27 protein-coding genes and 1 rRNA gene are annotated in these 23,413 nt (G+C 38.0%); 27 read left to right on the top strand and 1 reads right to left on the bottom strand.

Annotated elements, in window-relative coordinates; genetic code table 11:
- The 11 genes from rrf to rsmI form a co-directional block, all read left to right on the top strand.
- Positions 1-85: ribosomal RNA gene (rrf, locus tag AC4G3N_RS19025) — 5S ribosomal RNA — on the top strand; the annotation flags it as partial.
- 701 nt (positions 86-786) lie between these two features.
- A complete protein-coding gene (locus tag AC4G3N_RS19020) occupies positions 787-996 on the top strand; it encodes a sigma factor G inhibitor Gin (RefSeq protein WP_066103225.1) in 210 nt (69 codons plus the stop codon).
- Positions 997-1,094: 98 nt separating this feature from the next.
- Positions 1,095-2,543, top strand: coding sequence for an aminotransferase class I/II-fold pyridoxal phosphate-dependent enzyme (locus AC4G3N_RS19015; RefSeq protein ID WP_254654693.1), 1,449 nt, complete (start codon positions 1,095-1,097; stop codon positions 2,541-2,543).
- 7 nt (positions 2,544-2,550) lie between these two features.
- Positions 2,551-3,231: a dTMP kinase gene (gene tmk, locus AC4G3N_RS19010; protein WP_148631348.1), complete on the top strand. Its 681-nt coding sequence runs from the start codon at positions 2,551-2,553 to the stop codon at positions 3,229-3,231.
- Between the two features lie 133 nt (positions 3,232-3,364).
- Complete coding sequence (gene darA / locus AC4G3N_RS19005; RefSeq protein ID WP_066103220.1) at positions 3,365-3,694, top strand: cyclic di-AMP receptor DarA; 330 nt, start codon at positions 3,365-3,367, stop codon at positions 3,692-3,694.
- A 37-nt stretch (positions 3,695-3,731) separates the two neighbouring features.
- Positions 3,732-4,736 carry a DNA polymerase III subunit delta' gene (gene holB, locus AC4G3N_RS19000; protein ID WP_066103216.1) on the top strand — a complete coding sequence of 335 codons (1,005 nt, stop codon included), beginning with the start codon at positions 3,732-3,734 and terminating at the stop codon, positions 4,734-4,736.
- Positions 4,729-5,556 (top strand): PSP1 domain-containing protein, encoded by an 828-nt coding sequence (locus tag AC4G3N_RS18995; RefSeq protein WP_066103211.1) that lies wholly within the window; start codon positions 4,729-4,731, stop codon positions 5,554-5,556. The genes holB and AC4G3N_RS18995 overlap by 8 nt, the downstream gene beginning before the upstream one ends.
- A gap of 17 nt (positions 5,557-5,573) precedes the next feature.
- Positions 5,574-5,930: a DNA replication initiation control protein YabA gene (yabA, locus tag AC4G3N_RS18990; RefSeq protein ID WP_066103206.1), complete on the top strand. Its 357-nt coding sequence runs from the start codon at positions 5,574-5,576 to the stop codon at positions 5,928-5,930.
- Between the two features lie 85 nt (positions 5,931-6,015).
- Positions 6,016-6,753, top strand: a complete 738-nt coding sequence (locus AC4G3N_RS18985; protein WP_066103240.1) for a tRNA1(Val) (adenine(37)-N6)-methyltransferase — start codon at positions 6,016-6,018, stop codon at positions 6,751-6,753.
- On the top strand, positions 6,740-7,024 hold the full coding sequence (locus AC4G3N_RS18980) for a GIY-YIG nuclease family protein (RefSeq protein WP_066103203.1): 285 nt from the start codon (positions 6,740-6,742) through the stop codon (positions 7,022-7,024). Before AC4G3N_RS18985 ends, AC4G3N_RS18980 begins: the two co-directional genes overlap by 14 nt.
- Entirely contained in the window at positions 7,002-7,883 is an 882-nt protein-coding gene (gene rsmI, locus AC4G3N_RS18975) for a 16S rRNA (cytidine(1402)-2'-O)-methyltransferase (protein WP_066103200.1), read from the top strand. The genes AC4G3N_RS18980 and rsmI overlap by 23 nt, the downstream gene beginning before the upstream one ends.
- Positions 7,884-7,927: 44 nt before the next feature.
- Here the strand turns inward: rsmI and abrB are convergent, their stop codons facing one another.
- Positions 7,928-8,218 (bottom strand): transition state genes transcriptional regulator AbrB, encoded by a 291-nt coding sequence (abrB, locus tag AC4G3N_RS18970; RefSeq protein WP_139063808.1) that lies wholly within the window; start codon positions 8,216-8,218, stop codon positions 7,928-7,930.
- Positions 8,219-8,721: 503 nt separating this feature from the next.
- Here abrB and metG point away from each other — a divergent pair.
- The 16 genes from metG (at position 8,722) to fin (ending at position 23,385) form a co-directional block, all read left to right on the top strand.
- Positions 8,722-10,689, top strand: a complete 1,968-nt coding sequence (gene metG, locus AC4G3N_RS18965; protein ID WP_491091016.1) for a methionine--tRNA ligase — start codon at positions 8,722-8,724, stop codon at positions 10,687-10,689.
- Positions 10,690-10,782: 93 nt separating this feature from the next.
- Positions 10,783-11,550, top strand: coding sequence for a TatD family hydrolase (locus AC4G3N_RS18960; RefSeq protein WP_491091014.1), 768 nt, complete (start codon positions 10,783-10,785; stop codon positions 11,548-11,550).
- Between the two features lie 172 nt (positions 11,551-11,722).
- Positions 11,723-12,940 (top strand): resuscitation-promoting factor, encoded by a 1,218-nt coding sequence (locus tag AC4G3N_RS18955; RefSeq protein WP_491091012.1) that lies wholly within the window; start codon positions 11,723-11,725, stop codon positions 12,938-12,940.
- A gap of 163 nt (positions 12,941-13,103) precedes the next feature.
- Entirely contained in the window at positions 13,104-13,664 is a 561-nt protein-coding gene (gene rnmV, locus AC4G3N_RS18950) for a ribonuclease M5 (protein WP_491091010.1), read from the top strand.
- A complete protein-coding gene (gene rsmA, locus AC4G3N_RS18945; RefSeq protein WP_066103185.1) occupies positions 13,657-14,538 on the top strand; it encodes a 16S rRNA (adenine(1518)-N(6)/adenine(1519)-N(6))-dimethyltransferase RsmA in 882 nt (293 codons plus the stop codon). Before rnmV ends, rsmA begins: the two co-directional genes overlap by 8 nt.
- Positions 14,539-14,669: 131 nt before the next feature.
- Positions 14,670-15,566 (top strand): sporulation peptidase YabG, encoded by an 897-nt coding sequence (gene yabG / locus AC4G3N_RS18940; protein ID WP_491091007.1) that lies wholly within the window; start codon positions 14,670-14,672, stop codon positions 15,564-15,566.
- A 483-nt stretch (positions 15,567-16,049) separates the two neighbouring features.
- The gene (gene veg, locus AC4G3N_RS18935) at positions 16,050-16,307 is read left to right on the top strand and encodes a biofilm formation stimulator Veg (RefSeq protein ID WP_066103179.1); all 258 of its coding nucleotides are present in this window, start codon (positions 16,050-16,052) and stop codon (positions 16,305-16,307) included.
- Between the two features lie 137 nt (positions 16,308-16,444).
- Positions 16,445-16,600, top strand: coding sequence for a small, acid-soluble spore protein, alpha/beta type (locus AC4G3N_RS18930; protein WP_066103234.1), 156 nt, complete (start codon positions 16,445-16,447; stop codon positions 16,598-16,600).
- Between the two features lie 188 nt (positions 16,601-16,788).
- On the top strand, positions 16,789-17,658 hold the full coding sequence (gene ispE, locus AC4G3N_RS18925) for a 4-(cytidine 5'-diphospho)-2-C-methyl-D-erythritol kinase (protein ID WP_066103175.1): 870 nt from the start codon (positions 16,789-16,791) through the stop codon (positions 17,656-17,658).
- Positions 17,659-17,711: 53 nt separating this feature from the next.
- The gene (purR, locus tag AC4G3N_RS18920) at positions 17,712-18,524 is read left to right on the top strand and encodes a pur operon repressor (RefSeq protein ID WP_491091004.1); all 813 of its coding nucleotides are present in this window, start codon (positions 17,712-17,714) and stop codon (positions 18,522-18,524) included.
- A 177-nt stretch (positions 18,525-18,701) separates the two neighbouring features.
- On the top strand, positions 18,702-18,995 hold the full coding sequence (gene spoVG, locus AC4G3N_RS18915; RefSeq protein WP_066103170.1) for a septation regulator SpoVG: 294 nt from the start codon (positions 18,702-18,704) through the stop codon (positions 18,993-18,995).
- Positions 18,996-19,199: 204 nt separating this feature from the next.
- Entirely contained in the window at positions 19,200-20,573 is a 1,374-nt protein-coding gene (gene glmU, locus AC4G3N_RS18910; protein ID WP_066103167.1) for a bifunctional UDP-N-acetylglucosamine diphosphorylase/glucosamine-1-phosphate N-acetyltransferase GlmU, read from the top strand.
- A gap of 15 nt (positions 20,574-20,588) precedes the next feature.
- Positions 20,589-21,542 carry a ribose-phosphate diphosphokinase gene (locus AC4G3N_RS18905; protein ID WP_066103164.1) on the top strand — a complete coding sequence of 318 codons (954 nt, stop codon included), beginning with the start codon at positions 20,589-20,591 and terminating at the stop codon, positions 21,540-21,542.
- 142 nt (positions 21,543-21,684) lie between these two features.
- Positions 21,685-22,296, top strand: a complete 612-nt coding sequence (locus AC4G3N_RS18900) for a 50S ribosomal protein L25/general stress protein Ctc (protein WP_148631343.1) — start codon at positions 21,685-21,687, stop codon at positions 22,294-22,296.
- A gap of 215 nt (positions 22,297-22,511) precedes the next feature.
- On the top strand, positions 22,512-23,075 hold the full coding sequence (gene pth / locus AC4G3N_RS18895; RefSeq protein WP_066103158.1) for an aminoacyl-tRNA hydrolase: 564 nt from the start codon (positions 22,512-22,514) through the stop codon (positions 23,073-23,075).
- Between the two features lie 79 nt (positions 23,076-23,154).
- On the top strand, positions 23,155-23,385 hold the full coding sequence (gene fin / locus AC4G3N_RS18890) for an anti-sigma-F factor Fin (RefSeq protein ID WP_066103155.1): 231 nt from the start codon (positions 23,155-23,157) through the stop codon (positions 23,383-23,385).
- The last annotated feature ends 28 nt before the right edge of the window (positions 23,386-23,413 follow it).

Genomic DNA, 23,413 nt, shown 5'->3' with positions numbered 1-23,413 from the left:
TCCCATTCCGAACACGGAAGTTAAGCTCTTCAGCGCCGATGGTAGTTGGGACGCGAGTCCCTGTGAGAGTAGGACGTTGCCGGGCAATTTAAGAAACCAGTTCAGTTGATGAGCTGGTTTTTTTGTGTTGTTTTTATAGGGACCAGGGAGGATTTTGGATACTTGTTAGAGCTGGATGGGTGAGGAGTCGGGAAGGATCTTTCGTAAAGGATACTACCTTAAAGACTTGTGGAAGCTATAGAAAAGCTGCGCTATTCAACACCTATGGGACATCTATACTCGGGGGAAGGTGGGTGAAGTGTGGAAGAAAGCAGTTATGCTCCACCTATGAAGCATCTATGCCCCACCTATACCGGGGTATAGGTGGGGTTGAAAGGTAGGTGAAGTATGGAGGAAAGCAGCTAGCTATGCTCCACCTATGAAGCACCTACGCCCGATCTATCACCTACCTGCTCCCCACCTATCCCCGAAATAAAGATACGAAAAAGACAAAGGAAGCCACCTATCAAATACTAATGATTCCCCTTTCCTGGGGTTATGTAATTAAAGCTACGAATAGTTGAGCTATGCCAATTTCAAGAACACACCCCAGCATTTTGCTACAACATTTAAGCCGTGAATTCCAAAGGTTTCTACATGAATTATTCCTCAAAGATATTTATATGTTGGACATTTTGAAAGACATACAACGAAATTCACTTGTGGGCATAGAATAATATATAAATTTAAAATATTGTATACAGTTTGTGGCCGGGGGCGATACTAAGAGGTATGGAGGTGTAGTAAATGGCCAACTGCGAGCGTGAAACAAATGATCATCTTAACGAAGAATGTGCAATCTGTGAATCGACGAAAAAAAAGGGAATGCATCTATATAATATTTTTATTTGCTCGGAATGTGAGGATGTGTTAATTCATACAGAAACAAATGACCCTTTGTATAATGAGCATGTAGAGAAGTTGAAGAAAATGAATATTTCCAGTATTTACTCATAAAACTTGAATACCGCTATACTCCATCCTTATAATATAGTCAGCTGGCCCCTTCAACCGGAAGGAGCCTTTTTATTTGTTGGAAAAGGAGGCGTGTATGAGTGGCGGAAAAAATAATTAAAGTACCAATATTAGATATGCTGGAGAAACACCGAAATAAGAAGTCCATATCCATGCATGTTCCAGGCCATAAAAATGGTGTTGTCCTGCCTATTGAGGCTCCTCGGAGTTTTAGTTCGGTCCTGTCATGGGATGTGACAGAACTTGCAGGATTAGATGATTTGCATGAACCAGAAGAGGGTATTAAAGAGGCTGAAGCATTATTAGCGAAGTTTTATCAGACTAAAAAAAGTTACTTTCTTGTGAATGGAACAACTGTCGGTAATCTTGCGATGATCTTGGCTAGTATTGAGCCTGGAGATAAAGTCCTTGTACAAAGGAATTGCCATAAATCTGTGATGAATGGATTAAAACTAGCTAAAGCTAACCCAATATTTCTGACGCCTGTTATAGAATCTGATATTTCAATTGGTGTTCCATATGAAACAATTTATAATAGTTTGAATGATCATCTGGATGTAAAAGCAATTATTCTTACATATCCTAATTATTATGGGTTGGGAGTAGATCTGGCATCTATCATTAAGCGAGCTCATAAAAAGGGTATTCTAGTTTTAGTTGATGAAGCGCATGGTGCCCACTTTGCGGCAGGTGCTCCTTTTCCGCCATCTGCTGTCAATTTGGGGGCAGATATAGTTGTTCACTCAGCTCACAAAACCCTGCCTGCTATGACAATGGGCTCCTATTTACATATAAACAGTGAATTGGTAAACCAAGAGCGTGTGGAAGGGTATTTAAGAATGCTGCAATCAAGCAGCCCATCTTATCCAATTATGATGTCTCTAGATTTAGCGAGGGCTTATTTAGAGAGCTATTCAGAAAAGGATAAGGAATATTTAATAGAGCAAATTGAGTCTTTTAAACAATATTTACGAAGGCATGAGGAACTGTGCATTTTCGAATCAGAAAACAGCGATATTCAGGATCCTTTAAAGCTTGTTCTCTATCATAAAAACGGAATGTCAGGCTTTGAGCTGCAAAAATTAATGGAGCAAGCAGGGATTTATTCAGAGCTCGCAGATGAGCTGCATGTACTGCTTGTTCTGCCTTTATTAAAGAAAAGTCAACCATATTCTGTTGATGATATTATACAAAGGCTAGAAAGGATTAATTGGATTACAGGAGAACAAACACGAATAAGCCTGGCTAGTAACCCATTAAAAAATAAACAACAACATATGGAGAGTGTCCTAGCAATATCCTATGAGGAAATGGATATAATGCCGCGGAAAAGAATTTCTCTTGCTCATGCATGTGGAGAAATCTCAGCAGAAACAATTGTTCCATATCCTCCAGGTATTCCGCTCATTCAAAAGGGAGAGATTATTACCTATGACATGGTGCAGAAATGCACATCCTTACTAACTCAGGGGGCTAAAATCCAAGGAGGAGTTTATTTAAAGCAACAACAAATTGAGGTCTTTGTGTAAGTCACATATGATATACTATCTAGTAGTTACAATATTGGAGGTTACTGCCTTGAAACGTGGAGTTTTTATAACGGTAGAGGGTCCTGAAGGGGCTGGGAAAACGACCGTACTAGCAAGAGTGGGAGAGCAGCTTGAAAAGGAAGGCTACTCAATTGTACTGACAAGAGAACCTGGTGGAATTCCTATTGCAGAACAAATCCGGCAGGTCATCTTAAATCCTGATCATACTGAAATGGATTCCAGGACAGAAGCACTGTTATATGCAGCAGCGCGCAGACAGCATCTTATGGAGAAGGTGGTACCTGCATTAAATAAAGGCTGTATTGTCTTATGTGACCGGTTTGTAGATAGCTCATTGGCTTATCAGGGGTATGCAAGAGGTCTTGGGATAGAGGAAGTCAGAGAGATCAATCGCTTTGCTATACAGGATACCATGCCAGAACTTACATTGTTCTTTATGATTGATCCTGAAATTGGCTTGAAGAGAATTGAAAATCATAAAAGTCGGGAAATAAATCGTTTGGATCTTGAGAAGCTCAATTTCCACCAAAAAGTATATGAGGGCTATCAACTATTAATAAAAAATGAACCTGATAGAATAAAGGTAATTGATGCAAATCAAAGCTTTGAAGAAGTTTATCAAGAAACTCTTCAACAAATTCGGACATATATTCACAGGAGACCTTAAGGCAAATGCTTTAAGGTTTTATATTTATCACTTGAATTGCTTTATGGTTACAGAATAACTGGTATAATGGATAAGTAAAGCTTAAATACGCACCGTCATTTTTTCTTTATAATCCTTATAGGAGGTTTTAGCCATGAAACTTATAATAGCAGTAGTACAAGATAAAGATAGTACTAAATTATTAGGTGATTTGGTCGACAATAACTTCCGAGCAACTAAGTTGGCTACAACTGGAGGATTTTTAAAATCCGGTAATACTACCTTTTTGATAGGTACTGAGGAATTAAGGGTGAATAAGGCTCTTGAAATCATAAAGAAGAACTGCAAATCCAGAGAGCAGCTTGTAGCACCAGTTACTCCAATGGGTGGTAATACAGACTCTTATGTACCTTATCCAGTAGAGGTCGAGGTAGGAGGAGCAACAGTTTTTGTAATGCCGGTGGATAAGTTTTACCAATTTTAACAATTTATACAGTCAGTGAGGATGAGAGGAAATAAGCATGATTAACACGTGGGATCAATTAGCCAATCAACAACCAAGAGTATCAATGATGCTCAAGAATAGCCTAATGAAGAATCGTGTGGCCCATGCTTATCTTTTTGAAGGAGAGCGTGGTACCGGTAAAAAGGATACAAGTATTCTTCTGGCTAAATCTTTATTTTGCCATAACCGAGAAGACGGTTTTCTTCCCTGTGAGGAATGTACAAATTGTAAAAAAATTGACCATAAAAACCATGCGGATGTCCATGTTATTGAACCGGATGGTTTATCGATAAAAAAGGAACAAATTCGTTTGCTTCATGAGGAATTTCAAAAGAAGGCAGTTGAGTCATCACAAAAAGTTTACATTATTACGCATGCACATAAAATGACTGCTTCTGCGGCCAATAGTTTATTGAAATTTTTAGAAGAACCTCATGCAGGGACAACAATTATTTTGCTTACAGATCAAATTCACCGCATGCTTTCAACCATCCTATCCCGTTGCCAAACGTTATCCTTTATGCCGTTAAATCCAAAGGAATTAAGTAAGCAGTTAATACAGGCAGGAGTACCTGTCACGAAGGCTCCCTTGATTGCGAGTTTGACGAACAGTGTCGATGAAGGTTTGTCGTTAAATGAGGATGAGTGGTTTGCACAAGCCCAAAAAATAGTGGTAAAATTATTTGAAGCAATGAAAAATCCTGTGGATGGTATTATGGTCATTCAGGAGAGTTGGCTTTCGCATTTTAAAGAAAGAGAACAGACAGAAATAGGCTTAATGCTCCTATTGAATATATATCGTGATCTCCTTTATATACAGCTGGATAAGCCGGAAGAGATTGTATACAAAGATATGGAGGAAAGGCTTCGCCAATTGGCCATTCAACATTCCCCCAAAAAATTGGCGTATCAAATGAATCAAATATTAGAGTCAAAACGAAAAATTTCGGCTAATATAAACCCACAGCTGTTAATGGAGCAGCTTGTGCTTAACCTTCAGGAGGGGTTTACACTTGTATGATGTTGTAGGAGTCCGCTTTAAAAAGGCGGGTAAAATATATTATTTTGACCCAGGTGATTTGGAAATAGCCAAGGATGAATACATCATAGTTGAGACAGTACGCGGAGTAGAGTTTGGAAAAGCTGTTATACCCAGAAAGCAGGTTGGGGAAAATGATGTAGTTCTGCCCCTGAAAAAAGTTATTCGAATAGCTGATGAAAAAGACCGGCTGATTGTGGACGAAAATAAACAAATCGCTGAACAGGCATTTCAAGTATGCAGCGAAAAAGTGGTTGAGCATCGTTTGGAAATGAAGCTTGTAGATGTTGAATATACTTTTGATCGTAATAAGGTGATTTTTTATTTCACAGCAGATGGACGAGTTGATTTTCGTGAGCTGGTTAAAGATCTGGCAGCTATTTTCCGAACACGTATTGAATTAAGACAGATTGGTGTCAGGGATGAGGCAAAAATGCTTGGAGGCATTGGACCTTGCGGCAGGATGTTATGTTGTTCTACATTTCTTGGGGACTTTGAACCGGTCTCCATTAAAATGGCTAAAGACCAAAACTTATCATTGAATCCCACGAAAATCTCAGGTCTATGCGGGCGTTTGATGTGCTGTTTAAAATATGAGAATGATGAATATGAGAGCGCAAAAGAGCAGCTTCCAGATTTGGGAGAGTACGTGGTTACACCGGTTGGTCGCGGTAAAGTAATCGGTCTTAACATTCTTGAAAAAATCATGCAAATAGAATTGCAGGGTAAGGAACGAGTAGTTGAATATACGCTGGATGAGATGATGGAGGAAGGCACCTTCTCGATTCAAGCCACAGATTAATAAGGTGGTGGGTGTTGATGAATAAAAAGGAAATTTTCGATTCGGTTAGCAGTATGGAAGCTCAAATTGGAGATTTGTATAAGCAACTTGGAGATTTAAAAGAACATCTCGCAGAAATATTGGAAGAAAATAATTCCCTCAAGTTAGAAAACGAAAATGTAAGGCGTCGCTTGCTGGATTTAGAAAAGACAAAGCCTGCGGTTTCTCAGAAAAAGCAAGCAAAAAAAGGCAATAAGCTAATGGATGTCGGAGAGGGCTACGATAATTTAGCGAGACTATATCAAGAAGGTTTCCATATTTGTAATCTGCACTTTGGAAGTCCACGTAAAGATGGGGATTGCCTGTTTTGTCTTTCATTTTTAAATAAGAAATAAAGATAGTCTTTCCTATCGATAGGAAAGACTATTTTTATAATTGATTTTTTACTGTATATAGGTAGGAGCGGATTGTAGAGTGTATATATTAAAGGATGATGAGCGTCTGGATTATTTATTGGGAGAGCCACTTAGGATTATTCAAAGCCCGAGTGTCTTTTCTTTTTCATTGGATGCTGTTTTATTATCTAAATTTGTATATGTTCCCATTCAAAAAGGGAATTTGGTTGATTTATGTTCTGGAAATGGTGTCATTCCACTCTTGCTCAGTACACGCACCAAGGGGCGTATATACGGAGTGGAGATTCAGGAGCGACTATATGATATGGCCGTTAGGAGTATAGGCTACAATAAGCTGGATGATAGAATTGAAATGTACCATGAGGATTTAAATAAAATTATTCCAATTCTCGGCCATGATAAATATGATGTTGTCACCTGTAATCCACCCTATTTTTTGACACCAGCGAAGGAAATTCAAAATGAAAATGAACATTTTGCCATAGCCAGGCATGAAATTAAATGTACATTGGAGGATGTAATCAGAGTGAGCAGCCAGCTTTTAAAGAACGGCGGTAAAGCGGCCTTTGTTCATAGACCCGGTAGGCTGCTTGATATTGTAACGTTAATGAGAAAGTATAGATTAGAACCAAAACGTCTTCAATTTGTGTATCCAAAGGCAAATAAAGAGGCAAATACAATCCTGATTGAAGGAATAAAAGGCGGAAATCCTGATTTAAAATTATTGCCACCATTAATTGTGTATGATGAAAATAATGAGTATACCAAAGAATTGAGAACCATCATCAATGGACAAGAATAATCACTATTTTTATGTACTTGAATGTGCGGACGGCAGTTATTATGCTGGGTATACAAATGATGTAAATAAGAGAGTGAATACACATAATGATGGGAAAGGTGCCAAATATACACGAGGGAGAAGGCCTGTGGTGCTTCGCTATGTCGAGGAGTATCAGACAAAGACAGAGGCTATGCAGGCTGAGTATCGCTTTAAACAGCTAAGCAGGGGCGCCAAGGAAAGGATCGTACAAATGGGAGGAACAGATAATGAAGGCCCAAAAAAGCTTTGAAAAAGAGAATGAAGCAGTTCTCTATTTAGTACCAACACCAATCGGTAATTTAGATGATATGACATTTCGCACAATAAATATCCTCAAGCAGGCAGATTTAATTGCGGCAGAGGATACAAGGAATACAAAAAAACTGTGCAATCACTTTGATATTCAGACACCGTTAGTCAGTTATCACGAGCACAATATGAATCAGAGCGGGGAATCCTTGATTGAGAAAATGAAAAGTGGAAAACAAATTGCCCTCGTAAGCGATGCCGGAATGCCTGCTATTTCAGATCCTGGCTATGAGTTAGTCCAGTCCTGCATAGAGGAGGACATAAAGGTCGTATCATTGCCTGGTGCAAATGCGGCACTAACGGCACTGATTGCTTCAGGTATAGTCCCGCAGCCATTTTATTTCTATGGATTTCTAAACCGAAGCCGTAAAGAAAAGAAGAAAGAACTGGAGCGATTAAAAATAAAGGATTCGACCATAATCTTCTATGAATCTCCTCATCGTTTAAAGGAAACACTTACGATAATGTATGAGTATTTTGGAAATCGAAAAATAGTATTGGCAAGAGAGCTGACAAAAAAGTTTGAGGAATATATTCGAGGGACAATGTCTGAGATTATACAATGGGCTAATGAACATGAAATACGCGGTGAGTTTGTGATCATAACCGAGGGGTCAGATAGGGAAGAGTTAGATGATCTAGGAACAGCCTGGTGGACAGAGATGGAATTGAAAGAGCACGTCGATTTTTATATTGAATCTGAGAACCTTAAACCGAATGAAGCGATAAAAAAGGTTGCGAAAGATAGGGGTCTTCAAAAAAGAGAAATCTATCAGGCTTATCATGTTGAAGAGAATTAAATTAAAAGCTAATCAAAAAGCTCCCCGAAAGGGAAGCTTTTTGATTAGTTGTTTACAACCAAGTTTTCTTGAATCTCTTTAAGAAGCTGTTCTGCTCCTTCACGGCTAAGGATTAATTTACCGTCAGCAAGTGTGAAGTTGTTGTCGGATACTTCACCTGTAACTTGGCAAGTCATATTCGGCTTATATTTTTTTAGAATAATTTTTTCATCGTCAACATAAATTTCTAAAGCATCTTTTTCTGCGATTCCTAAAGTACGACGAAGCTCAATTGGAATTACCACCCGTCCAAGCTCATCTACTTTACGTACAATACCTGTGGATTTCATAAAAATACTCCTCTCATAGTAAAATATTTTTTTAATAAAATTCGTCATTATTCGACAAAATTTAAGGATGTTTTCATAATACCAAGCATTCCCAAAACCGTCAATGTTTTTGGATTGCATAATAATAGTAGTTTATTCCATTTTTAGTGAGGTTTTATGAAAAAAACAGTTAAAAAACGATATAAATTTACATTAATATACATTAAATGAATCATTTACATGGAAAAATTGACGACAAATTATAAAAGATTCAAAATAAAACAAATATATTTTGCGCCTAATTGTATTTTTATTACAAAATTAAATATATTCATATAATTATTACATCTTGTCTACAATAATTATTTGTGAAAAAGCTTTCAATATATGTGTGTAATAAAATTTTCCAAAAGCGCCCTGGGTTCATATGTATAAAAATAATTAAAATTCCTTTATAATGTACTATTATGTAATGTATTTATAAGCAAATCTTACGTACTTTATTGCAAGGCCTTTAAGGAGTGGAAAAGATGAAGGAAAAATTAAATACTTTTTATATTACTACCCCAATTTACTATCCAAGTGGAAATCTTCATATTGGACATGCATATACGACAGTTGCAGGAGATGCAATGGCTCGTTATAAGAGAATGCGTGGATATGATGTTATGTACCTAACTGGTACAGATGAACATGGGCAAAAGATTCAGCAAAAGGCAGAAGAAAAAGGAATCAGCCCGCAGGAATATGTTGATGGTATGATCAGAGACATCAAAATACTATGGAACAAGCTTGATATTTCTTATGATGATTTCATTAGAACCACTGAAGAAAGACATAAGAAGGTTGTTGAGAAGATTTTTAAACGCTTGCTTGATCAGGGCGATATTTATCTTGATCAATATGAAGGCTGGTATTGCACTCCATGCGAATCATTTTTCACAGATCGTCAGGTGGAAGATGGCAATTGTCCTGATTGTGGACGTCCAGTTGAAAAGGTAAAAGAAGAATCGTACTTCTTTAAAATGAGTAAATATGCTGACCGATTATTAAAGTTTTACGAAGAGAACCCTGAGTTCATTCAACCAGAGTCACGTAAAAATGAGATGATTAACAACTTCTTAAAGCCTGGTTTAGAGGATTTAGCTGTTTCCAGAACAACTTTTGACTGGGGCATAAAGGTGCCGGGTGATCCTAAGCATGTTATCTATGTTTGGATTGATGCATTATCTAATTATATTACAGCTTTAGGTTACGGTACTGATGATGACTCCAAGTACATGAATTATTGGCCGGCAGATGTCCATTTGGTTGGTAAGGAAATCGTTCGTTTCCATACTATTTACTGGCCAATCATGTTAATGGCACTTGATCTACCTCTTCCTAAAAAAGTATTTGCACATGGCTGGTTATTAATGAAAGACGGCAAAATGTCTAAATCTAAAGGGAATGTTGTAGATCCTGTAACGCTCATAGATCGATATGGTTTGGATGCCCTTCGTTATTACTTATTACGTGAGGTTCCATTCGGAGCGGATGGCGTATTTACTCCAGAAGGCTTCGTTGAAAGAATTAACTTTGATTTAGCCAATGACCTTGGAAACTTATTGAACAGAACTGTTGCAATGATTAATAAGTACTTTGAAGGAAAAATACCAGCTTATAAAGGGTCAGAGCGTGAATTTGATCAGCAGCTGCTGCAAGCTAATAAGGAAACGGTAGTAAAATATGAAGAGGCAATGGATGATATGCAATTCTCTGTTGCGTTATCTACTATATGGCAATTGGTAAGCCGCACAAATAAATACATTGATGAAACTCAACCATGGGCCTTAGCGAAAGATGAAGCTAAAGTTGACGAGTTGGCATCTGTAATGGTTCATTTAGCAGAATCCTTAAGAAGAGTTGCTATCATGCTGAAGCCATTCCTAACTGTAACTCCTGAAAAAATATTTGAGCAATTGGATTGTCAGGATCCTTTATTACAAAGCTGGGATAGCTTGAAAGAGTTTGGGTTGATCTCTGAAAATTCAACTGTTAAAAAAGGACAGCCTATCTTCCCTCGCCTGGATATGGAAGAAGAAGTAACTTATATTAAGGAAGCGATGCAAAGTACGGCACCAGCTGCACCGGTCCAAGAAGCGAAAAAGGAAATCGAACAACCTACAGAGGTAGAAGAGATTACGATTGATGATTTCAAAAAGGTGGAGCTCAGAGTAGCTCAAGTAATAAAAGCTGAGCCCGTGCCAAAAGCAGACAAACTGTTAAAACTTCAATTAGATCTTGGATATGAGCAGCGTCAGGTTGTTTCAGGCATTGCGGAGCATTACAAACCCGAAGAATTGACTGGTAAGAAGGTTATTTGCGTAACGAATTTAAAACCGGTTAAACTTCGTGGTGTATTATCTCAAGGGATGATTTTAGCAGGTAGTCTTGATGGTCAATTGGCGTTAGCCTCTATTGCGGAATCCTTACCAAATGGGGCACAGGTTAAATAATTGATTTTAAACGTAGGGATGTTACATGTGAAACATCCCTATTGTTTTGGGTATAGAGAGGTATTCTAGGCAAATGGTAAAGGAGTGCTAACATTGTTATTTGATACACATGTGCATTTAAATGATGAGCAATTTGATAATGATTTGGAAGAAGTTATCAGTCGAGCCAAAGCGAATGGAGTAGAGCGGGTTATCGTTGTTGGCTTTGATGAGAAAACTATTAAACGAGCAATGGAGTTAATAGAAACTTATGACTTTATGTATGCAGCGATTGGTTGGCATCCGGTAGATGCAATCGACCTAACTGATGAATATCTTAAATGGATTGAAGAGTTGACCAAGCATCCAAAAGTGGTGGCAATTGGAGAAATAGGCTTAGACTATCATTGGGACAAATCACCGAAGGATATCCAAAAGGATGTATTCCGACGTCAGATTCGTCTTGCTAAAAAACTCAAGCTTCCCATCATCATTCATAACAGGGATGCTACAGAGGACGTGGTAGCGATCCTTAAGGAAGAGCATGCAGAAGAAGTTGGCGGGATTATGCATTGCTTTAGCGGCAGTGTGGAAACGGCACAGGTATGCTTAGACATGAATTTTTATATTTCTTTAGGCGGGCCGGTTACATTCAAAAATGCAGTTAAACCAAAAGAGGTTGCAAAGGCTGTGCCTTTGGATAGATTATTGATTGAAACTGACTGTCCTTATTTGGCCCCTCACCCGTTTAGAGGGAAACGAAATGAACCTGGCTATGTCAAACTTGTTGCTGAGGAAATAGCAAGGCTGAAAGAGGTTTCTTATGAGGAAGTTGCTGAAGCAACTATGAGTAATGCCAAGACGCTTTTTAAATTGATTTAAAGACAGATTTCCCCCATTTTACTGAGAAAATATATGTATATGGATAGGTAGATTGAATGTCATTAACTGTCTCGATGTAATCCTTACTCTAATAAGCATGAGAGCGGTATTATTTGACAAGTCTATTTATATATTTATATAATGCATTCAGTGAAAAGGGGGTAATTTTTTCGTGAATAAATACATGAAAAACCTATTTTCCAGGCCGCGGCAAACGCCAAAGGTAATATTAATGATGACTAGTATCGCTGTATTTCTATTAGCTTCCGGAGTTTTATTTTTTGAAGGAACAAAGAAGACAGTGGCACTGAGCCTGGATGGAGAAAAGCAAAAGGTAAAAACCCATGCTGATACCATAAGTGAATTACTTGAAGAACATGACATATTAGTAGATTCGAAGGACTATCTCAGTATACCTGAAACGACTAAAATAAAAGATGATTTACACATTGTGTGGGAGCCTGCTGTTGATATAAATGTCATAATAGATGACAAAGAGCAGAGCTTTGCTACGACTGCGAAGACAGTGGAAGATGTTTTAAAAGAGGAAAATATACAGCTAAGGAACGAGGATTTCCTGTCCCATGATATGAATGACAAGATAGAAGCCGGTATGATTATACATATTGAGAAGGCTTTTCCTGTTACCGTAATTGATGGTGAAAATGAAAAAATACTATGGACAGTCTCGACCCCTGTGAAGGACTTTTTAGATACTGCCAATATACATATTGGTGATTTGGATCGTGTTGAACCTGGGATAAACGAAAAGCTTAGTAAGGAAACATCCTTGTCTATTACACGTGTTGAAAAAGATACGGATGTAGTAGAAGAACCGATTGCATATGAGACTATCAAGCGAAATGATTCCTCATTAACCTCAGGAAAACAGAAAGTAACCACTGAAGGCGTTAACGGTCTCGTAAGTAAGAAATATGAGCTTATTAAAGAAAATGGGAAAGTTGTGTCCAAAAAGCTGATTTCAGAAAATGTTATTAAGGAAAAAACTGATCAGGTAATCTCCGTTGGGACAAAACAAAAACAACCTATAGCAAAGCCAATGTCTAATGTAAAAAAGAACGTTCAAAAGGCTAGTGATAGTGATGAATATTATGTTACTGCTACTGCCTATACCGTTGACTGTGATGGCTGTTCGGGTAAAACTGCAGTTGGCATTGACCTGCGTGCAAATCCGAACAAAAAGGTTATCGCTGTTGACCCTAACCTAATACCGCTTGGCTCAAGAGTATATGTAGAAGGCTATGGTTATGCAGTTGCAGGAGATACAGGTGGCGCCATAAACGGGAATAAAATTGACGTCTATGTTCCTACATCTGCCGAAGCCCATAACTGGGGTGTAAAAAAGGTCAAAATAAAAGTTATTCGTTAAATATTACGGTAATTTATACAGTGGATTTCGTATCCGCTGTTTTTTTGCGTTATAATAAGCAGGGTTAACCGTGAATAAATTAACATTACATTAATATTACAAAAATAACACAAATATATCAATTGTAAATTACAAATTTTAGATAAATTTTTTTGGAGGGAAAATGAAAATCAAAGAAATTATTGTCGTTGAAGGAAAAGACGACACCACAGCCATCAAACGCGCTTTAAATGCTGATACAATAGAAACAAATGGTTCAGCTATTAATCAGGAAACGTTAAATCAAATTCGCTTGGCGCAAAAGGTCAGGGGAGTGATTGTTTTTACTGATCCTGATTTTCCGGGAGAGAGAATAAGACAAATCATTTCACAGGAGGTACCTGGATGCCAGCATGCGTTTCTGCCAAAGCACTTGGCTATCCATAAGTCAGGGCGTGGGCTGGGTGTTGAACATGCGTCTGATGAAGCCATCAGAGATGCATTAAAAAATGCGAAACTAATGGATTCGGAATTAAAAGAAGTAATCAGTAAGGATGATTTGGTCTTATTTGGTTTAGTTGGCGGTCCAGGTTCCGCTGAGAGACGGGAAAAGTTAGGTCGATATCTGAATATCGGCTATGCAAATGGCAAACAGCTATATACAAGATTGAAGATGTTTGGAATCTCAAAGGAAGAGTTCATGAAGGCAATCGAACATATAAATGGAGTGGAAATAAATGAATAAAGATATTGCAACCCCAATTAAAACAAGAGAAATACTGGATAAATATGGATTCTCCTTTAAGAAGAGTCTTGGCCAGAACTTCTTAATTGATACAAACATACTACGAAATATTGTTCACCATTCGGGTGTTCACTCAGAGAGCGGAGCAATAGAAATTGGGCCGGGTATTGGCGCGTTGACAGAACAATTAGCAAAGAACTGTAAGAAAGTTGTAGCCTTTGAAATAGATCAACGCCTTTTGCCGATCTTAAAAGATACTCTTTCAGCTTATGATAATATCCAAGTTATTCACGAGGATATACTGAAAGCAGACGTAGCAAAAGTGATTAAGGAGGAGTTTACTGGTCAGGTAGATGATCTTCATATTGTAGCGAACTTGCCATATTACGTTACTACGCCGATTATCATGAAACTACTTGAAGAACGTCTGCCCCTTGAAAGCATAACGGTTATGCTTCAAAAAGAAGTTGCTGATCGTATGGCAGCAGCTCCAGGAACGAAAGAATATGGGTCATTGTCGATTGCAGTCCAGTATTACACAACAGCTGCAGTAGCCATGATTGTACCGAAAACGGTATTTGTGCCGCAGCCTAATGTAGATTCTGCTGTTATCCATCTAAAGGTCAGAGATAAACCGGCTGTAGAGGTTGAAGACGAAGGTTTCTTTTTTGAAATTACGAGGGCAAGTTTTGCTCAAAGAAGAAAAACGATTTTAAATAACTTAGTTTCCCAGCTTCCTGATGGAAAAGCAAGAAAGGAACTGATTCTCCAAGGGCTGGAAGCTGCGGGTATAGATCCGATTAGAAGAGGAGAGACATTATCTCTGCAAGAGTTTGCCGATTTGAGTAATGCTCTTAAACCTCATTTTAAATAAATATATTAAGCAAAAAAAGCCAGTTCAAGTTGATCTGGCTTTTTTCTGTCTTCACATCTGACCCTTGATCTGCATAGCCTATGTTGAATCCATTGATTAGTTGCAGTGACATAATATGGAGTGAGGCTTTCATGATAAAGGTTAATGATATAGTTGGTCGGAAATCGTATGATTGCGATATCTATTTTCGTGTTATAGATATTTTGGAGCATGATGGCGGAAAAATTGCGATCATATTTGGTGAAGATATACGTTTGGAAGCAGATGCACCCCTCTCGGATCTAAAAGTAATAGGCGAAGATGAGAGAGCTACAAGAAATATGTATACAGATACTTTGGTGAATCAATCAAATCATCTTATATCACAGGAATTTGAGCGATTGCGTCATAAAAAAGAATATGAAGTCACAGATGGGTACCGACAGCCTGTTGATTATTTTCAAATCCCTGGAAAGGTGCTGCATCTTGATGGAGATCCTAGTTATTTGGAGAAATGCCTGACCCTTTATAAGCGCATTGGAATTCCTGTACACGGAGAACATTGTAAGGAGCGTGAAATGCCTTATAAGATTGGAGAATTATTGGATCAATACAGGCCTGATATCCTTGTCATCACAGGCCATGATTCCTATTCGAAGTCTAAAGGAGCCATTAATGATATAAATGCATATAGGCATTCAAAGGACTTCGTAATGGCCGTCAAGGAGGCTAGGAAAAAAATTCACCATTTGGACCATTTAGTTATCTTTGCAGGTGCTTGCCAATCTCATTTTGAATCATTAATCGTTGCTGGTGCTAATTTTGCCAGTTCTCCTTCCCGTGTGAATATCCATGCATTAGATCCGGTTTATATTGTTGGAAAGATAAGTCTTACGCCTTTTATGGATCATGTGAATGTATGGGAGGTTCTTCGTAATACTTTAACGGGTGAGAAAGGGCTTGGAGGAGTTGAATCGAAGGGTGTTCTTAGAATCGGAATGCCTTATCATACAAACGAGGCGAAGGAAAAGCTTGAAACAGATGACTGATTGTCTAACCCATATCATATGGTTTTTTAAAAGGTTCTTACCTATCTCTCAACTCTTGAATTAGTACTATTTATAAGCAGATTCTTAACAGAATGATTGCTAATGCCAAAAGTACCGATGGTTAATGATCGGTGCTTTTTTTATATTCACCAGATAAAGGGATAAAGTCAGTATTGATCCCTGCTAAATTGATTCCGCTGACTCGTGTTTAGTGAAGGGTAGAATGTTTTGTAGAAGTGGCTCTCCAAGATAGTTTTATTCAACAAAATAAATCATTTATCCTCTCTATAATCTTAAACATAATGTAATTGGAATTTACATACATATCTATCTGTCGAATAGGGTAGAATAAAAGAGAGAAAAAAACGGTATTTTTCTTGTGAAAAACATTGACAAACAAATTTGATCACTGATATAATTTATTATTTTATTTGACCGTCATTAGTCTATGTGATATACTACTTTTAGTGAGGTGGACGAAGCATGCCAAAAAGTTTGAATGATATTAAACAGATTTTGGATTCCCATTTGGGACAGAAGTTGCTACTCAAAGCGAATGGCGGTAGAAGAAAAACTATCGAACGTTCAGGTGTATTAGCTGAAACTTATCCCTCAGTATTCGTTGTCGAATTAGATCAGGATGAGAACTCTTTTGAAAGAGTTTCATACAGCTATGCAGATGTATTAACAGAAACGGTAGAATTAACATTTACTGAAGAGACATCAGGAAAAATGGCGTAACGGCAGTGAACAATAGTTCTCTGCTTTTTTATTTGCCTACATGAATATATTGGCTGTTATGAAATTTAGTTTTAGATAAATGATATAAAGGTCGTACCGATAAAAAGGAGCTGTTAAACTTGGGCAGAAGAAGTATGATGTCTGAAAAGTTTAAAGAAGAGCTTGCTAAGGAACTTGGTTTCTGGGATGTAGTGCAGAAAGAAGGATGGGGCGGAATTAGAGCCGTTGATGCAGGGAATATGGTGAAAAGGGCAATTGAAATAGCAGAGCAGCAATTAGCCAATCGATCATAAATGCTGTGACATTCGACTTTCCGAAAACTAATACTTGTTCGGTACGGCAATTAAACCCCAGGGATTTATATCCTGGGGTTTTCTTGTTCGCCACAAATTAAAGAGAAAAATTTATACGAATAGTGGCGATTGGTGTTACGAAAATGTACAATGTGAGAAGGTAACAAAAGGATAAGTAGGTGAACAGAATGAAATGGATGGAGAAAGCACCTGCTAAGATTAACTTGGCACTGGATGTTTTATATAAAAGGGAAGATGGCTTCCATGAAGTTGAAATGGTTATGACGAATGTCGATTTAGCAGATCGGATCGAACTGATGGAACTAAATAACAATACCATAAAAATTAACTCGCATAACCGCTATGTGCCGGATGATAGTCGGAATTTAGCTTATCAGGCAGCAGCATTATTGAAAAAGAAATACGAGATTAATACAGGTATTGAAATAACCATTGATAAACATATCCCTGTGGCAGCAGGTCTTGCAGGTGGCAGCAGTGATGCTGCAGCAACATTAAGAGGGTTAAACCGCATTTGGAACCTTGGCCTTTCTATGGACCAGCTTGCAGAGCTTGGAGCTGAGATAGGATCAGATGTATCATTTTGTGTGCATGGTGGTACAGCAATCGCAAGAGGCAGGGGAGAAAGAATTGAGCATTTGCCAGCACCTCCAAACTGCTGGGTAGTTTTGGCGAAGCCGACAATAGGGGTATCTACAGCAGATGTCTATCGTAATTTGAAGATAAATGAATTGGCACACCCTAATATAAATTCAATGGTAGAGTCTATATATAATCAAAATTATGAGGCTATGTGTCAAAGTATGGGAAACGTTTTAGAGAGTGTAACGTTAAAAATGTATCCTGAAGTGAAAATGATTAAGGAACAAATGAGCAGGTTCGGAGCTGACGCTGTGTTAATGAGTGGAAGCGGACCTACAGTATTTGGCTTGGTTGAACATGATTCACGTATGCAAAGGATTTATAATGGGTTAATGGGTTTTTGTGAACATGTTTATGCAGTTCGCCTGCTTGGAAACAGGCTGGATATTGAATAAGCACGGACATTAATATAAAATCATAATAAAATATTCGTGTTCTGGGGGTAAAAATGAAATTGCGCAGAAGTGAACGTCTTGTAGATATGACAACCTATTTGATGGATCATCCCTCCACCCTTATTCCACTATCCTTTTTCTCAGAAAGATATCAATCTGCGAAATCTTCTATCAGTGAGGATCTCGTGATTATTAAACAGACCTTGGAAGCAATGGGGAATGGAACGTTGGTTACTGTCCCTGGAGCGGCAGGCGGAGTAAAGTATATTATTGGCGTGAGTATGGAGGAATCTGACCAAATCATCAAGGATTTATGTGCTTTGATGGAGACACCGGAAAGGCTGTTACCAGGCGGCTACCTTTATATGACGGATATTTTGGGTCAGCCAAAAATAATTGGTAACGTAGGAAAACTAATTGCCTCACATTATGCAAACCAAAATATTGACGTTGTTATGACAGTAGCAACAAAAGGTATTCCTTTAGCATATTCAGTAGCTCACTATTTAAATGTTCCGGTGGTTATTGTCAGAAGAGATTCATTAGTAACAGAAGGCCCGACATTAAGCATTAATTATGTGTCAGGCTCAAATAAAAGAATTCAAACAATGGTCTTGTCGAAGAAAAGTCTCAAAAGGGATTCGAAGGTTTTGATTGTGGATGACTTCATGAAAGCCGGCGGAACCGTAAACGGTATGATTAACTTAATTGAGGAATTTGATGCAAATGTAGCAGGGATTGCTGTGTTAGTTGAAGCTGAAAATTCTGAGGAGCGTCTTGTCGATGAGTACCTATCTTTGATTAAATTGACGGATGTGAATATGAAGGACAAAACAATTAAGGTAAATAAAGGGAATTTCTTCTGATCTAAGTAGGAAGTAATCGGCATAACCGATTGGATGTTCAGTGCCTTTTATACTGCGATTATATTCAGTTATTAAAAAGTTTCACAATTATTTCTATATTTTTCAAAAAAAAGAAGGAATATCATAATTTTTGTGGAAATAGTTTAGTAATTCGCATTATAAAAGGTGGTGACATAGATGGAAGTGACTGACGTAAGATTACGCCGCGTCAATACAGATGGTAGAATGAGGGCGATTGCATCCATTACTTTGGATAATGAATTTGTTGTTCATGATATTCGAGTTATAGATGGGAATAATGGCCTGTTTGTGGCAATGCCAAGCAAACGCACACCAGATGGAGAGTTCCGTGATATCGCTCATCCAATCAATTCTGGAACGCGCGGTAAAATCCAGGAAGCTGTTCTTGCCGAGTATCACCGTATTGGTGAAATGGAAGAGGTAGAGTTAGAAGGAGCAGGAGCATCTTAATAGATAGAAAATTTAAAATCAACATCTAGAGCCGACCATCTGAGAGGCTCTTTTTTATTTTTCTTCACAAATTCCTCTAATACTCTCCAGTGCATTTCTCTTCACAAATTTATAAATTAATTCATGGTTTTGACTCCACTTCTTGAAAAGAACATGGAGTTAAGGTATATTCGTAATGGATAAAAAGGTAAACGGAGGGCAATCATGACGAACCGAAATGCTGTAATACTAGCTGCGGGAAAAGGGACGAGAATGAAATCCAGCTTATATAAAGTATTACATCCCGTATGCGGCAAGCCGATGGTAGAACATGTTATAGATAACGTATCATCCATTAAGGCGGAGAAAATTGTAACGATTATTGGTCATGGCGCTGAAGAGGTTAAGTCAGTCTTAAAGGACAAGACTGAATATGCACTGCAAGCAGAACAATTAGGAACTGCCCATGCGGTTATGCAAGCACAGGACCTACTTGGTAGTGAAGAAGGCACAACTCTTGTGATTTGCGGAGATACACCTCTTATTACAGCAGAAACGTTAGATGCATTATTAAATCTGCATGCTGAGCAAAAAGCAAAAGCTACAATCCTCACGGCACGAACAACCAATCCTGCTGGTTATGGTCGTATCGTGCGAAACAAAGAGGGCTTGGTTGAGAAAATTGTAGAACATAAAGATGCAACTGAAGAAGAATTGCTTATTGAAGAGATTAACACTGGCACTTACTGTTTTGATAATAAGCTCTTATTTGATTGCTTAAAGAATGTTTCTAATCATAATGCACAGGGTGAATACTATTTACCGGATGTTATTGAGATACTAAAGAAACAGGGAGAAATTATTTCTGCATATGAGACACCTGATTTTGCAGAAACGCTAGGTATTAATGATCGAGTAGCACTGTCTCAGGCAGAAACATATATGAAGCGTCGTATTAATGAACAGCATATGCGTAATGGAGTCACTATTGTAGATCCAGAAAACACATATATCCATAAGGATGTACAAATAGGAACGGACTCATATATATATCCAGGTACGACTATTACTGGTCATACAGTAATAGGAAGCGGCTGTAAAATAGGGCCGAATACGGAAATCGAAAATTGTAATATCGGAGATAATACGGTTATTCGCCAATCGGTTGCACATGATAGCCAAATTGGATCTGAGGTTCAAATAGGACCTTTCGCCCACATTCGTCCTCAATCCAATATTATGGACGATGTTAAAATTGGGAACTTTGTTGAAATCAAAAAAACCACCTTTGGTAAAGGAAGCAAGGCATCTCATTTAAGTTACTTAGGAGATGCAATTGTTGGAGAAGGTGTAAATGTTGGATGCGGAAGCATCACGGTAAATTATGATGGTAAAAATAAATTCCTGACTACGATTGAAGACGGAGCTTTTATCGGTTGTAACTCGAACCTGGTTGCTCCTGTAACTGTAGGCAAGGGAGCATATGTTGCCGCTGGTTCAACGATTACGAAAGATGTTCCAGGTGAGGCATTATCAGTTGCCCGTGCACGTCAGGTAAACAAAGAAAATTATGTAGGCAAGTTAAATCTTAAAAAATAGTCTTGGAGGCCCATAATGTCAAATCGATATTTAGATCCTAATTTAAAGGTTTTTTCTCTTAATTCGAATCCCGGATTAGCAGAAGAAATTGCTAAAGAGATTGGCGTTGAATTAGGAAAATGCACAGTGTCGCAATTTAGCGATGGTGAAGTACAAATCAATATTGAAGAAAGTATTCGCGGATGTGATGTTTATGTCATTCAATCAACAAGCCAGCCTGTAAATGAACATCTAATGGAGCTGCTAATTATGATTGATGCGCTGAAAAGAGCGTCTGCTAAGACCATTAATATTGTTATGCCTTATTATGGTTACGCGCGTCAAGATAGAAAAGCAAGAGCACGTGAACCTATTACAGCCAAGCTTGTAGCTAATTTATTGGAAACAGCAGGGGCATCACGTGTCATTACACTTGATCTTCATGCTCCTCAAATTCAAGGATTCTTTGATATTCTGATTGATCACTTAATGGGTGTGCCAATTCTTGCGGATTATTTCCAACAGAAGAATTTGGAGGATATCGTTATTGTATCTCCGGATCATGGCGGAGTAACAAGAGCCCGTAAAATGGCTGATCGCTTAAAAGCACCTATTGCTATTATTGATAAACGCCGTCCAAGACCAAATGTTGCAGAAGTAATGAATATTGTTGGCAACATTGAAGGAAAAACAGCTATCTTAATTGATGATATTATTGATACTGCCGGTACGATTACACTCGCTGCCAATGCGTTGATTGCAAATGGAGCAAAAGAAGTATATGCCTGCTGTACACATCCAGTACTATCAGGTCCGGCAATTGAAAGAATTCAAAGCTCCAAAATTAAAGAACTGGCTGTTACAAACACCATTGCACTACCAGAAGAAAAAAGAATTGATAAGATCGTAAATCTATCAGTGGCTTCTTTAATTGGAGAGGCAATTATCCGTGTTCATGAGGAACAATCAGTAAGTACATTATTCGATTGATCAGAAGTCTGCCATAAGGCAGACTTCTTTTAGTTATCATTCAATGTAACTTACCCATAGTGATAAGTGAATTGTTTCGAGTTCGGGAGATTAGGGAATATGAAAGGGTGATATTTAAAATAGATTAGGATGGTGAAGCAAAATGGTTACAAATTTAACAGTAAGTGAAAGAACAGATTTGAGACACTCATCTTTAAGAGAATTAAGAGCAAAAGGTAATTTCCCTGCAGTAGTATATGGGAATCAAAAAGAAGCGAAGACAATATTTGTAGATGAAGGTAGTTTTTTAAAGGCGATTAAAGAAAGTGGACGCAATGGCGTACTATCACTTGAGATAAATGGTAGTAAGGAAAAGGTAATGCTTACAGAGTATCAACAAGATCCTATAAAAGGGCATATTATGCACGCTGACTTTTTAATCGTAAATATGTCGCAGGAAATGGATGTAGAAGTTAGGATTGATCTTGTTGGACAGGCAGAGGGTGTAAAATCCGGCGGTATGCTGCAACAATCTCTGCACACAGTAACTGTATCATCTAAGCCTGATGATATTCCAAGCTCAATCGAATATGATGTTTCTGAATTAAAAATTGGCGATTCCATTATCATCGCTGATTTAAATGTTGAAGGTTCTTATACCATTTCACAGGATGAAGATGAAGTCGTTGCATCTATCCTTCCTCCTACAGTTGATACGGATGATGATGCTGAAGAAAAGGAAAGTGCCGAGACAACAGATAATAAAGAAGACTAAGATTAAACTAAGATAGAGCAATATAGGTCGTGAATTAAGAAGGTTGTTGAGAACTGTCGTTTCTCAGCAGCCTTTTTTATCATGACAAAAAAGAGAAGAGGACATGCTAAAAAAATCACAAATTTTTGTTATCCTTATTTTCCTTTGAGGATGAAACAGTATAAAATGTTAAGAGGAAACTAATTAGTTTGATATTCACAAGGATGTGTAAAGGTATGAAGTTGATTGTAGGTCTTGGAAACCCAGGATCACAGTATGAGCGAACACGTCATAATATCGGGTTTTTAATCATTGATTATTTGGCTGAACGCTGGAATATTAAAATGAATCAAAGTAAATATAATGGCTTATATGGAACAGGAACCGTTAATGGAGAAAAGGTCGTTTTATTAAAGCCATTGACATATATGAATCTTTCGGGGGAAGCCATTGCTCCGTTAGCCCGTTTTTATAAAATAGGTCTGGATGATATTGCAGTCATCTATGATGATCTTGATTTACCAAGGGGTAAAGTTCGACTCAGACAAAAGGGAAGCGCCGGCGGTCATAATGGGATGAAATCAACCATCCAGCATTTGGGCGGAGATAGTTTTAACCGTATAAGAGTTGGAATTGGCAGGCCGGAAGGAAGAATTCCCGTACCCGATTACGTTTTAACCAATTTCAAGGATGATGAATGGGAAATCATGAAGGAGGCAATTGATAAATCCTTAAAAGTCTGCGATCAATGGCTTAATGAGCCATTTTTAAAGGTAATGAACTCATTTAATGGGCAATAATCATATCCATCCACTAGACTGAATAAACAATAAGATAATGGTGCATACTAGCGGTATATAATAAAGCGGAGGGTATGATATGACGCTACATTATTGCTGCAGGCACTGTGGGCACACTTTAGGTGAGATTAGCGAACAGCAGGATGAATTATATCAATCGGTTTATGATTTTCTTTCAACCGAGGAAAGAAAAGAGATTATTGAATATGGTGAGAATGGAACTATTCGCATTCGATCAATTTGTGAAAGCTGCCAGAATACGCTGGATCAAAATCCAGACTATCATTTGCTTGAACACTTAATACAATAAGACAGTGGACTGCTTTGGATGAAAATTC

The sequence above is a fragment of the Bacillus sp. z50 genome, assembly GCF_058313585.1.
This window is presented reverse-complemented; position numbering and strand designations above follow the sequence as displayed.